Raw genomic sequence first — 13,051 nt, 5'->3', positions numbered from 1 at the left:
GGGGAGCGGGCGGGGCGGCCGGTCGGTGGGGGATCGTCAGGTGATGACCAGGTCGATCAGGAACGGGCCGCGGTGGGCGAGCAGCGCCTCGACGGCGTCGTCCACCTCGGACACCCGCTCCACCCGCATCGCGGGCACGCCGAGCGAGGCGGCCAGGTCGGCGAACCTGATGCCGGGGTGGGAGAGGTCGAACGCGGCCGGGTGCGGGTGGGACGCGACACCCAGCTGCCGCCAGTACTGCTCGATGTTGTCGTCGAGCAGCTGGTAGCGGCCGTTGTTGCAGATCACGAACCCCGCGCCGATGTCGTAGCGGGCGGCGGTCCACAGGGCCTGGAAGGTGTACATGCTGCCGCCGTCCCCGGTGAAGCCCACCACGGGCCGGTCCTGGTGGGCGAGCTTGACGCCCAGCGCGCCCGGGATGCCGACGCCCAGTGAGCCGCCCCTGGTCTGGAAGTAGCGTCCCGGGGTGGTCGGCGGCAGGTAGCGGCCGAGTGGGCCGCCGGCGGTGAGGGCCTCGTCGAAGACCGCGAGGTCGGCGGGCGCCCGCTCCGCGAGCCGCTGGGCGAACCGTTCCATCACGGTCTCGGCGGGGGCCGGCGAGGCGAAGGGACGGGTGGGTTCCGCGCCGGCCGGGTGCGTTCCCGCGGCGCTGCCTGGACGCTGCCCGACCAGCTCGGCCGCCAGGGCCTCCAGGGTGAGCCCAGGATCGGCGACCAGGCCCAGGTCGACGGGGAAGTTCTTGGCGATCTCGTACGCGTCGAGGTCGACGTGCACCACCCGCGCGCCCTCCTTGAAGGGGCTGCTCAGCGCGGGGAAGACCTCGGGGAACACGTAGGTGCCGACGACGAGCACCGAGTCGGCGTCGCGCACCACCCGTGCGCTGTTCTCGCCGAACATGTGGCCGAGCTGGCCGCCGTAGAGCCGGTGGGTGGTGTCGAAGTTGACCTCGGAGTCGTTCACGCCCCACACCGGGGCGTTCAGCAGCTCGGCGACCCGGGTGAGCTGCGCCTGGGCGCCGCTCACGGTCACCCCGTCACCCATCAGCACCAGCCGCCGCTCGCCGGCGAGCAGCAGCTCGGCCGCCCGCGCCAGCTCGGCCGGCTCGGGCAGCACCCGGGTGGAGGGCACGCTGGTGGCCACCGCGGGTTCCGGCGTGAGCTGGTCGAGGACGTCCGCCGGCAGCACCACGACCACCGGCCCGCGCGGCGGGGTCATGGCGATCTTGACGGCCCGGCGCAGCACCCGCAGCGTGGAGTGCGGGTCGACGACCCGGGCCGCGTACTTGGTGACCGGTTCCGCCATGGCCACCAGGTCCGCCGCCATCTGACCGTCCATCGCGTCGTAGCGCACGCCGGACTCGCCCACCAGCACGACCAGCGGCGAGCCGCCCCGCTTGGCCTGGTAGAGCATGCCGACGCCGTTCCCCAGGCCGACGCCGCTGTGCAGTTGCACCAGGCCGGGGCGCCCGGTGGCCCGGGCGTAGCCGTCGGCCATGCCGACGGCCACCCCCTCGTGCAGCGTGAGCAGGTAGGAGAGGCCGGTGCGTTCGCCCTCGTCGAGGAACCCCTGCTCGACCGTTCCCGGATTCCCGAACATGTGGGTGATGCCGTCGGCGGCGAACTGCTCGAAGATCGCCGCCTTCCCAGGGCGTGCCGCGGTCACCAGCCGTGCCTGCGCAGACCGTCATCGAGGGCCCGGACGAGCAGTTCGGCCGACGGGATCGAGTCCGGGGTCGAGCGCGCGGTGATGAACGGGTAGTCCACGATCGCCGAGATCTCGCGGCCCACGTTGCCGATGAACGCGCCGTCCGGGCCCGTGGCGTCGCGCAGGATGTACTCCAGCGGGTAGGGCGGCGGGCCCATGTTGAAGTCGACGCCCAGGAACCCGGTGCCGTCCTTGTAGTCGTACTCCTTGGGGTGGCCGGTGACCCGCCTGCCCCACAGGATCGACTTCCGGCTGTCGATGTCCCGGGCGAAGGCCAGCACCGCCACGCCGTAGCACTCGGCCAGGATCGGCTTGTCGGCCGCGACGAACGCCAACACGACCTCGTGCAGCCGCTCGTTGTTGGCCAGGTCCACGATCGGGCCGCTGCCGCCGACCAGGACCAGCGCGTCGAAGCTGCTCACCAGGTCGTCGGTGGCCGTCGCCAGCCGGCGGTTGTACTCCTCCAGCTCCCGCAGGTGGTTGAGCGAGCTGTAGTAGGGACGCTCCGGCAGCAGGTCGGCCAGGCTCAGCGGGTTGTCGAGCCGGCTCGACGCGTCGATCTCGGTGGCCCGCCGCGCCATGTCCCTGGTGGTCACCGAGCGGCCGAGCGGCGGGTCGATGTAGTCCGGGTCGAGGCTGGGCGGCAGCGCGTGGGCGCGTTTACCGGTCGGCGTCATGTAGGTCAGTCGGTATCCCCGCGCCTCGAGCACCTCGACCGGGCCGACCAATTCCTCCCCCCAGTATCCGTACTCGGACAGCATTATGAGAACTCGTCGAGACATGTGCGCTCCATTGATTGGCGGTATTCCCCACGGTCACCCCGCCCCGATGTTTTCCCGGACCATCTCGGGAAGGTGCGAGCAGAGTTACCTCAGTGAAGGCTGACCCCCGTTGGCCTGGCAAGGTCCATCGGTGGAGTGTCGGCCACTCCTGGCACTTGACGAAATATCGGCCAGGGCTCAACGACTTTCCGACTTGAGGGAGTTGACGGACTAGGGGTGGGGTTCTCGCGGATTTCTCGCCCCAGCGGCATTCTGTGAACGTACGCCACATCCCAAGAGCGAGGATCGAGGATGAGCGGCCGGTTCAATATTGATAACGTATCGCCCTTAGTGGCGGGAGGAACCTATCCGGCGAAAGCGGTGGTCGGCGAATCCATTCCCATTGCGGCCACCGTTTGGCGCGAGGGCCACGACGCGCTCGACTGCGCCGTCGTCTGGAAGGGACCCGAGGGACGGCAGCACCGCGTCCCCATGCTCCTGGCGGACCCGGGGCTCGACCGCTGGGAGGCCACCGTGGTGCCCGACCGGATCGGCATGTGGACCTTCCGGATCGAGACCTGGCACGACCCGTGGGCGACCTGGCTCGCGGCCGTCCGCGCCAAGCTGGCCGACGGACAGTCGGCCACCGAGCTCGGCAACGACCTGGAGACCGGGGCCCGACTGCTCGACCGGATGGGCCGGGTCGGCCGCGACCAACGGGCCAGGCGCGCCCTGCGCGCCGCGGCCGCGGCGCTGCGCGACGCGGCCCTGCCGCTCGACGACCGGGCCGCGCCCGCCCTGTCCGCCGAGGTCCACGCGCTCGCCGTCGAGCGGACCCCGCGCGAGCCCGTCACCCGGGGCCGCACCGGCGCGGTGTGGGTGGACCGACCCCGCGCCCTGTTCGGCTCCTGGTACGAGTTCTTCCCCCGCTCCACCGGCGGCCGGGACGCCCACGGCCGCCCGGTGCACGGCACCTTCGCCACCGCCGCGTCCGAACTCCCCAGAATCGCCGGGATGGGGTTCGACGTCGTCTACCTGCCACCCGTCCACCCCGTCGGCGAGGTCAACAGGAAGGGCCGCAACAACGGCCTGCGCGCCGCACCTGGCGACGTCGGCTCGCCCTGGGCCGTCGGCTCGACGCACGGCGGACACGACGCGGTCCACCCCGACCTCGGCACCCTCGACGACTTCGACGCGTTCGTCGCCGAGGCCGAGCGGCTCGGCCTGGAGGTCGCACTCGACCTGGCCCTCCAGTGCGCCCCCGACCACCCCTGGGTCACCGAGCACCCCGAGTGGTTCACGACCCGGCCGGACGGCACCGTCGCCCACGCCGAGAACCCGCCCAAGCGCTACGAGGACATCTACCCGCTCGACTTCGACAACGCTCCGGAGAGCCTGTACGCGGAGATCCTGCGCGTGGTGCTGTTCTGGGTCTCCCACGGCGTGCGGATCTTCCGCGTCGACAACCCGCACACCAAGCCCTCCGACTTCTGGCACCGGCTGCTGTGGGAGGTCCGGGTCCACCACCCCGACGTCCTCTTCCTCGCCGAGGCGTTCACCCGCCCGGCCGTCCTGACCGGCCTGGCCAGGCTGGGCTTCACCCAGTCCTACACCTACTTCACCTGGCGCACCGGCCGGCGGGAACTCGCCGACTACGCGGCGGAACTGGCCGCCTCCGCCGACTTCCTGCGCCCCAACCTCTTCGTCAACACCCCGGACATCCTCTCCGAGTTCCTCCAGTACGGCGGCCCCGCGGCGTTCGCCATCAGGGCCGCGCTCGCCGCCACGCTCGCCCCGACCTGGGGCGTCTACTCCGGCTTCGAGCTGTACGAGCACCGGGCGCTGCGCCCCGGCACCGAGGAGTACGCCGACTCGGAGAAGTACGAGCTGCGGCCCCGGGACTTCGCCGGCGCGCTGGCCGCCGGCCGGTCCCTCGCCCCCTGGATCACCCGGCTCAACGAGATCAGACGAGCCCAGCCAGGACTCCGCCAGCAGCGCCACCTCGGCTTCCACCCCGTGGACGACGACCGGGTCCTCGCCTACTCCAGACGGGCCCCAGGCCACCCGGAACGCGTGCTCTGCGTGGTCACCCTCGACCCCGCGGAACCCGTCGACGTCGTCGTCCGCCTCACCGCCGCCGACCTCGGAGCGCCCGAGGGCGAGCCGGTCACCGCGCACGACGAGATCACCGGCAAGGACATCGATTTGGGCGGGGCCGTCCGCCTGAGCCTCGACCCGCGGACGGCGCCCGCACGGATCCTCACCTGGAAGGCCCGATGAGCGACACGACCCGCGTGGACACGCCGATCCCCCAGCCACGAGCCGAGGACTTCGACCACGCCAGGCCGGTCCCCGTGGACCAGGACTGGTTCCGCCGCGCCGTCTTCTACGAGTTACCGGTACGCGGCTTCTACGACAGCGACGGCGACGGCTCGGGGGACCTCAGGGGCGTCACCGCCAAGCTCGACCACCTCGAATGGCTCGGCGTCGACTGCGTCTGGCTGCTGCCGTTCTTCGGCTCCCCGCTGCTCGACGGCGGCTACGACGTGAGCGACTACCGCTCCGTACTCCCCGAGTTCGGCACCATCAACGACTTCGTCGAACTCCTCGACGCCGCGCACGCCCGCGGCATCCGGGTCGTCACCGACATGGTGATGAACCACACCAGCGACCAGCACCGGTGGTTCCAGGAGTCCCGCCGCGACCCGGAGGGCCCCTACGGCGACTACTACGTATGGGCCGACGACGACAGGCGGTACGCGGACGCCCGGATCATCTTCGTCGACACGGAGAGCTCCAACTGGACCTACGACCCCGTCCGCAAGCAGTACTTCTTCCACCGCTTCTTCGCCCACCAGCCCGACCTCAACTACGAGAACCCCAAGGTCCAGGACGCCATGCTCGACGTCCTGCGCTTCTGGCTCGACCTCGGCATCGACGGCTTCCGCCTCGACGCGGTGCCCTACCTCTTCGCCGAGGAGGGCACCAACTGCGAGAACCTGCCCGCCACCCACGAGTTCCTGCGCCGCGTCCGACGGCTGGTGGACGACGAGTACCCCGGCCGGGTCCTGCTCGCCGAGGCCAACCAGTGGCCGGAGGACGCCGTCGCCTACTTCGGCGGACCGGGCCCCGGGGAGGCCGAGTGCCACATGGCGTTCCACTTCCCCCTGATGCCGCGCCTGTTCATGGCCGTGCGCCGCGAGTCCCGGCTGCCGATCTCCGAGATCCTCGCCCGCACCCCCACCATCCCGCCCGGCTCCCAGTGGGGCATCTTCCTGCGCAACCACGACGAGCTGACCCTGGAGATGGTCACCGACGAGGAACGCGACTACCTGTACGCGGAGTACGCCAAGGACCCCAGGATGCGCGCCAACGTGGGCATCAGACGGCGGCTCGCCCCGCTGTTGGACAACGACCGCGACCAGCTGGAGCTGTTCACCGCGCTCCTGCTGTCGCTGCCCGGCTCGCCGATCCTCTACTACGGCGACGAGATCGGCATGGGCGACAACATCTGGCTCGGCGACCGCGACGCCGTCCGCACCCCCATGCAGTGGACCCCGGACCGCAACGCCGGCTTCTCCTCCGCCGACCCAGGCAAGCTCTACCTGCCACCGCTCATGGACACCATCTACGGCTACCAGTCCACCAACATCGAGGCCCAACTGGCCGCACCCTCCTCACTGTTGCGCTGGACCCGGCACATGCTGCACATCCGCCGCCAGCACCCGGCCTTCGGCCTCGGCGACTTCCGCGAGCTCAGCGTCGACAACCCCGGCGTCTTCGCGTACGCGCGGCACCACACGACGCGCGACAGCGACGACACGGTGATCTGCGTCAACAACCTCTCCCGGTTCCCGCAGCCGGCCGAACTCGCCCTCCAGACCTACGGCGGCGCCACCCCGGTGGAACTCACCGGCGAGATCCCCTTCCCCACCATCGGCGACGAGCCCTACCGCCTCACCCTCCCGGGGCACGGCTTCTACTGGTTCGCCGTGCCGCGCGCCGAGGAGGACGCCCGATGAGCGAACCCGCCGCCGTCCGGCCGCTGCCCACCCGACTCACCGCCGCGCTGTGCGCCTGGCTCCCCTGGCAGCGGTGGTTCGCCGCCAAGGAACGCCCCATCGCCGGCGTCACCATCGAGCACCACGCCGAACTCCTCGACCACCTCGACAGCGGCGGACCGCGCGGCGCGCTCCTCACCGTGCGCGTCGACTTCGCCGACGGCGGCGCCCCCGAGCGCTACCAGGTCCCGCTCGGCCAGCGCGGCCGGCTGCCCCGCGCCCTCGAACCGTCCGTGATCGCCGGCCTCGACGGCTTCGTCGTCTACGACGGCGTCGACGACCGGGAGATCACGTCGCGGATCCTGCGCGCCATGGCCGAAGGCTCCGACCTCGGCGGACTCCGGTTCCGCCCCGAGCCCGCGCTCGCCGACGGCGGCGCGCCGCACGACGACCGGCCCCTGCCCGCCCGCCCCCTCGGCGTCGAGCAGAGCAACAGCTCCGTGGTGCTCGACGAGCACTACCTGATGAAGTTCTTCCGACGCCTGGAACCCGGCGTCAACCAGGACCTCGAACTGCCCAGGGCGCTCGGCGAGGTCCGCAGCCCGCACGTCCCCGTCCTGCTCGGCTGGGCCGAGGGCGACCTGGGCGGCTCACCCGTCACCTACGGCACCGTGCAGACCTACGTGCCCGCCGCTGACGGCTGGTCCATGGCGCTGGCCAGCGTCCGCGACCTGCTCGCCGGTCCTGGCCACGCCGACCAGGCGGGCGGCGACTTCTCCGCCGAGGCCCGCCGCCTCGGCGCGACCGTCGCCGAGGTGCACGCCGACCTGGCCCGCGCCCGAGGCCAACGCACGCTGCGCGGCGACGAGATCCTCGCCGTCGTCGACGCCATGCGGGAACGGCTCCGCGTCGCCGGCGTCGACGTGCCCGCCCTCGACCCGCACGCCAGAGCCCTCGACACCCTCTACTCCACCGTCGCCGCCACCGTCGACGAGGTGGTCATCCAGCGCGTACACGGCGACCTCCACCTCGGCCAGGTGCTGCGCACCCCGACGTCCTGGCTCCTGGTGGACTTCGAGGGCGAGCCCAGCGCCTCCCACGACGAGCGGATCCGGATGCGGTCACCGCTCCGCGACGTCGCCGGCATGCTGCGCTCCTTCGACTACGCGGCGCACCACCGGCTCATCGAGCCCGGCCACCCGGTCACCCCCGACGGGCCCCTGCTGGAACGGGCCGCCGAATGGTCGCGCCGCAACCAGGTCGCGTTCTGCGAGGGCTACGCCGAGTCCAGCGGCCGCGACCCCCGCGCGCAGCCGCTGCTGCTCCGCGCCCTGCTGGCCGACAAGGCCGTCTACGAGACGGTCTACGAGACCAGGTCCCGACCCCACTGGGTGTCCCTGCCGCTGCGCGCGGTCCGCCGCTACGCCCGCGAGTTCGCCGCCGGCTCGCCCCTGGCCCGCGACTTCCTCTGAGCCCACGCTCCCGTGCGCTCCGTGTGAACGTGGGGCAAGCTAGCCCCTCCAAAGGGGGGACTTTGTGTAATCGGCTGCATCCGGTCCGCTGTTGATGTCACGGTGAGCACATGAAGGATCACCGGAAGAGCCCACCGTCGCATCTGACCTTCCGCGTCATCCACCGGGACGACCCCGTCTCCGAGGTGACGGAGCAGGACACCATCAGGTCCGCCGAGCGGTATCCCCATGTCGTCATCCGCGGGCCGGTGTTCGGCTTCGCGGAGCAGCGGCCGGCGGACGGCGACGCGTGGCGGCTGCTGAGCGACGTCGGTGACGGATTCCCGCAACACTCGAGGGACGGCCTCAACTCCCACCTCTGGTTCCAGGCCAAGGAGACCACCAGGCCGGGCGATCCGCTCCGCGACCAGCTGCTCGCCGCCGTCGCCCGGCTGGAGACCGAGCCGGTGGACGAACTGCTGGTCGGCGACGTCCGCTACCGCGTGGTGCGCGGCGACGAGTTCGCCAGGATCGGCCCCGAGGGCCTCGAAGGGCCGCGGCCCACCGACCCCGACGACCTGGGCTGGGACCTCGGCGACCGGAAGCGGCGCCGGGGAGACGCCTGCCGCACCACCGGCACGCTCATCGACCACTCGGCGCCCACCGGCATCATGGAGAGCATCCAGCGCATGGAGCTCCGCTCCCTGCACTACTCGGCCGAGCGCATCCCGGTGCACGTCAGGGCCGACTCGCGGCGCGCGCTCGACACCCACCCAGGCGTGGTGCTGCTGCCCGCCACCTTCACCTTCGCCGAGCGCAAGAAGAAGTCCTGGGAGCCCATGGCCGGCCTTCAGCCCACCCCGCAGGACGCCCGCTCCACCCTGTACAACTACCTCGCCGAGTTCCTCCCCAAGCTGGAGCAAGGGGTCTCCGACGCCGACGCCGACACCTACGCCCGCGCCGCCGACGAGTACCGCGCCGGCCCGCCGAGCGACGAACTCACCGTGCTCGGCCGCCGGTTCCGCGTCATCCGGGTCGAGCGGCTGATGCGGATCGGCCCCGAAGGACCGGAGACGCCCCGCCCCAGCGACGAGGACCCGTACGGCCCGATGCAGCTCCACCCGCCGCTCGCCGAGGTCGAGGAGCGCGAGGAGCGGCAGCGGCGCGAGGCGCTCGAGGCGGGCGACCGCAGCCAGGCCGAGGGGCCCGCGACCGTCGAGTGACCCCCACCGCCGCCCCCCGGCCCCACCGGCCGCCCGTCAAGGGGCCGCGTCCAGGGCCTATGGGGCCGGGCCCGGCTGGGTTACGGTGCGGCCATGCTGGGGGACCGGATGCGACGGAGCAGGCCAGACGACGGGCGGACCGCCGCCGTGCTCACCGCCGTGCAGGACATGGACCGCGACCTGCGCGACGGCCTGACAGGCCGCGGCGCCGGCACCGCGGCCCGCCGGCTGCGCCGACTGCTCGGCGCCGGCACCGTGGTGCTCGCCGACCTCGACGCCCGCCCGGTCGCCGTCGCGGGCCCCGAACCCGACGCGACCGAGCTCGCCGCGCTGCTCGCCGGCACCTACGAACACGCCGGCCCCGTCCACCGCCCGCCCTGGGCCGCCGTCCCGCTGATCGTCGCCGGCGAACTCTCCGGCGCCCTCGCCGCCCGCGACGCCGCCGAGGCCGAACTCGCCCCGGCCGCCGCCCTCGTGGCCCGCTCCCTCGACCACGCCGCGCTGCGCCGCGCCCGCGCCCGCATCACCCAGGCCGAACTCCGCACCCTGCGCGCCCAGATCTCGCCGCACTTCCTGCACAACGCGCTCGCCGTCATCGGCGCCCGCATCCGCACCGACCCCGACCGGGCCCGCGACCTGCTCGGCGACTTCGCCGACTACCTGCGCTACAGCTTCTCCACCCAGGGCGACTACGCCACCGTCGCCGACGAGCTCCAGGCCGTGCAGACCTACCTGGAACTGCAACGGGCCCGCTTCGACGACCGGATGGAGCTCACCGTGCGGATGGCGCCGGAGATCCTGCCCGTCGCCATCCCCTTCCTCGTCATCCAGCCCATCGTGGAGAATGCCGTCCGACACGGCCTCGAACCCAAGCCGGGGCCCGGCGCCATCAGCGTCTCCGGCTTCGGCGAGGGCCCGCTGTGCGTCATCGAGGTCGAGGACGACGGCGTCGGCATGCGGCCGGAGGAGGCCGGCGCGATCCTCGCCGGCCGGGGCGGCGGCCGCGGCGGCGTCGGCCTGGCCAACGTCGACCAGCGACTGCGGACCGTCTACGGGCCCGAGTACGGCCTGGTGATCGAGACGGCACCAGGCGGCGGGACCAAGGTCGTCATCCGGGTACCGAAGTTCATGCGAGGAGTGGCAGCCCGGTGACAGTACCGCGAACGCCGAACCCGCCGTCGAACCCGCTGCGCGTCCTGGTCGTCGAGGACGAGACCTCGACCCGCGAGGAACTGGCCGACCTGCTCGCCACCATGCCCGAGATAGGCGAGGTCAGCGAGGCCGACGGCGGCGAGGCCGCGGTCCGGCTGCTCGGCACCGGCAGCTACGACGCCGTCTTCCTCGACATCTCCATGCCGGGGCTCACCGGCATGGACGTCGCCCGCGTCCTCGGCATGCTCTCGACGCCACCCGCCATCGTCTTCGTCACCGCCTCCGAGGCGCACGCCGTCGAGGCGTTCGGCATCGGCGCCGCCGACTACCTCCTCAAGCCGATCAGGGCCGAGCGGCTCGCCGAGGCCGTGACCAGGGCCGCCACCGCCCGCCGCGCCCTGCCGGCCGAACCCGAGCGCGACGAGCTCTCCGTGGTGCAGATCGAGACCGGCCGGCACACCGTCTTCGTGCACCGCGACGACATCCGGTTCGCCGAGGCGCACGGCGACTACGTGCGGCTCCACACCGACCAGGACGCCCACCTGATCCGGCTCTCGCTCAGCTACCTGGAGGAGGTCTGGTCCTCCGCCGGCTTCGTCCGCACCCACCGCGGCTACCTGGTCGCCGTCCGCTGGGTGACCGACCTGCGGGTCACCGGCTCGTCAGGACTCGTCGCCGCCACCCCGGCGGGCGACGTCCCGGTCAGCCGCCGGCACGCCCGCGCCCTCAAGGAACGGCTGCTGGCCGCCGTGCGGGACGAGGACCGCTGAGATGACGAGCACCCCGCGGCGGGTCAGGATCACCAGCCCGCAGACCAGGATCGCCCTCTCCCGCGGCCACCGGCCGCCCCGCCACCTGCTGCCGCTGCCGGGGCCCGACCACGAGAGCGAGGCCGAACTGGCCGCCTCCCGCGCCCTGTTCACCGAACAGCGGCGCCACGCGGCCCGCACCCTCGGCGTGCTGGCGCTGCTGCTCTTCGGCCTCAGCTGGCTGCTCGGCGCGCTCCCCGCGCTCGGCCGGATCACCGTCGCCGGCGTGCCGGCCTCCTGGCTGCTGCTGATGGCCGCCAGCTACCCGCTGCTGCTGCTGATCGCGTTCCGGCACGTGCGCGGCGCCGAGCGGATCGAGCGGGCCTCGGGCAAGGTCCCCGAATGATCGGACTGCTGGCGATCGGGCTGCTGCTGGCCGTCAGCGTGGTCATCGGCCTCTACGGGGTGCGCGCCACCCGCTCCACCACCCCCGACTTCCTGGTGGCCTCGCGCCGCGTCGCGCCCGGCTGGAACGCCATGGCCATCGCCGGTGAGTACGTCTCGGCCGCCTCGGTGCTCGGCCTCGCGGGGCTGATGCTCAAGAACGGCATCGGCACCCTCTGGTACGCGGTCGGCTTCACCGCCGGCTACGTCGCCGTCGCCGCCCTGGTCGCCGGCCCGATGCGGCGCTCCGGCGCCTACACCGTGCCCGACTTCGCCGACTACCGGCTCGGCTCGCCGGCCATCCGACGGCTCTGCGCCGTCATCGTGCTGGTGATCATGTGGCTCTACCTGGTGCCGCAGTTCAAGGGCGCGGGCGTGGTGCTGCACCTGGTGAGCGGCACCCCCTACTGGGTCGGCGTGGTCCTCGCCGGCGTGGTGGTCAGCGTCTCCATCGCGGCCGGCGGCATGCGCTCCGCCACCTACGTCCAGGGCTTCCACTACCTGGTGAAGCTGCTCTTCATCGCCGTGCCGGCCGTCTTCCTCGTGGTGCACGCCGGAGCCGGCGCCCGCGAGGAGGCGCTCCGGGTGGACGTCGGCGAGTGGAGCCGGCCGCTCCTCGACCTCGACGGCTCGGGCCAGCCGCTCCTCGCCACCTGGTCCGTGCTGCTCGCCACCACGCTCGGCGCGGTCGGCCTGCCGCACGTCATCATGCGCTTCCACACCAGCGCCTCGGCCTGGGCCGCCCGCCGGGTCGCGGTCGGCGTCATCGTGCTGCTCGGCCTCTTCTATCTCTTCCCCGCGGTCTACGGACTGCTGGGCCGCGTCTTCACCCCCGAACTGGTCGACGGCGGCGACACGGACACGGTCACGGTGGTGCTGCCCTCCGAGATCGTGCCGGGGAGTTGGGGCGCGGTGCTCACCGCGATCGTGGCGGCCGGCGCGTTCGCGGCCTTCCTCTCCACCTCCTCGGGACTGCTGCTCGCCCTCGCCGGCGGCCTCTCCCACGACCTGTCCAGGGCCAGCGTGCCGCGGCTCCGGGCCGCGGTGGTGGCCGGCGCGCTGGTCGCGGTGCTGCTGTCGCTGCCGGCCCGCGGCGTCGACATCAACGTCGCGGTGGGGTGGGCCTTCGCGGTGGCCGCCTCGACGTTCTGCCCGCTGCTGGTGCTCGGCATCTGGTGGCCGGGCCTGACCGCCCCCGGCGCGGCCGCCGGCCTCGTGACCGGCGTCTGCGCCTCGACGGGCGCGGCCCTGGCCGGCCTCCTGACCGCGCCGGGCCCAGGCCTGCTCGCCGTCCTCCTCGCCCAACCAGCGGCCTGGACGGTCCCGCTCTCCTTCGCGGTCATGGCGCTGGTGTCGCGCCTCACGACCCCACCGGACTGGTCGGAACGGGCCGTGCTCCACCTCCACGGCTGACCTCCGGTGCCCACCACGGGGTTTCCCCCCACCCACCCGCCCCTTGTTCCGCGCTGCCCGGCGGCTGCGCCGCGGGCTTGTCCCCACCCACCCGCCCGCCCCGTCCGCGCGGAGCGGGCCTGCGGCCCGGCGGCGCAGCCGCCTTCGGCCCCG

Annotated in this window: 10 protein-coding genes; 8 read left to right on the top strand and 2 right to left on the bottom strand. The window is 72.8% G+C overall.

What is annotated here, in order from left to right:
- Positions 1-36: 36 nt before the first annotated feature.
- Positions 37-1,662: a thiamine pyrophosphate-binding protein gene (locus tag ACYVPE_RS27660; RefSeq protein WP_461036449.1), complete on the bottom strand. Its 1,626-nt coding sequence runs from the start codon at positions 1,660-1,662 to the stop codon at positions 37-39.
- Positions 1,659-2,486, bottom strand: a complete 828-nt coding sequence (locus ACYVPE_RS27655) for a type 1 glutamine amidotransferase domain-containing protein (protein WP_461036448.1) — start codon at positions 2,484-2,486, stop codon at positions 1,659-1,661. Before ACYVPE_RS27655 ends, ACYVPE_RS27660 begins: the two co-directional genes overlap by 4 nt.
- Before the next feature lie 291 nt (positions 2,487-2,777).
- Between ACYVPE_RS27655 and ACYVPE_RS27650 the strand changes: the two genes are divergently transcribed.
- From ACYVPE_RS27650 to ACYVPE_RS27615, 8 genes are all read left to right on the top strand, one after another.
- Positions 2,778-4,745 carry a maltotransferase domain-containing protein gene (locus tag ACYVPE_RS27650; RefSeq protein ID WP_461036447.1) on the top strand — a complete coding sequence of 656 codons (1,968 nt, stop codon included), beginning with the start codon at positions 2,778-2,780 and terminating at the stop codon, positions 4,743-4,745.
- Positions 4,742-6,487, top strand: a complete 1,746-nt coding sequence (gene treS / locus ACYVPE_RS27645; protein ID WP_461036446.1) for a maltose alpha-D-glucosyltransferase — start codon at positions 4,742-4,744, stop codon at positions 6,485-6,487. The genes ACYVPE_RS27650 and treS overlap by 4 nt, the downstream gene beginning before the upstream one ends.
- Complete coding sequence (locus ACYVPE_RS27640; protein WP_461036445.1) at positions 6,484-7,938, top strand: maltokinase N-terminal cap-like domain-containing protein; 1,455 nt, start codon at positions 6,484-6,486, stop codon at positions 7,936-7,938. Before treS ends, ACYVPE_RS27640 begins: the two co-directional genes overlap by 4 nt.
- Positions 7,939-8,048: 110 nt before the next feature.
- Entirely contained in the window at positions 8,049-9,140 is a 1,092-nt protein-coding gene (locus ACYVPE_RS27635; protein WP_461036444.1) for a DUF5954 family protein, read from the top strand.
- A 93-nt stretch (positions 9,141-9,233) separates the two neighbouring features.
- Positions 9,234-10,292: a sensor histidine kinase gene (locus ACYVPE_RS27630; RefSeq protein ID WP_461036443.1), complete on the top strand. Its 1,059-nt coding sequence runs from the start codon at positions 9,234-9,236 to the stop codon at positions 10,290-10,292.
- Positions 10,289-11,062 (top strand): LytR/AlgR family response regulator transcription factor, encoded by a 774-nt coding sequence (locus tag ACYVPE_RS27625; RefSeq protein WP_461036442.1) that lies wholly within the window; start codon positions 10,289-10,291, stop codon positions 11,060-11,062. Before ACYVPE_RS27630 ends, ACYVPE_RS27625 begins: the two co-directional genes overlap by 4 nt.
- A 1-nt stretch (position 11,063) precedes the next feature.
- Positions 11,064-11,447, top strand: a complete 384-nt coding sequence (locus ACYVPE_RS27620) for a hypothetical protein (protein WP_461036441.1) — start codon at positions 11,064-11,066, stop codon at positions 11,445-11,447.
- Positions 11,444-12,898 (top strand): sodium/solute symporter, encoded by a 1,455-nt coding sequence (locus ACYVPE_RS27615; RefSeq protein WP_461036440.1) that lies wholly within the window; start codon positions 11,444-11,446, stop codon positions 12,896-12,898. The genes ACYVPE_RS27620 and ACYVPE_RS27615 overlap by 4 nt, the downstream gene beginning before the upstream one ends.
- The last annotated feature ends 153 nt before the right edge of the window (positions 12,899-13,051 follow it).

This window comes from Streptomyces mayteni, assembly GCF_054783955.1.
Note: the sequence above shows the minus strand (reverse complement) of the source record. Positions and strands in the feature narration are given on the sequence as shown.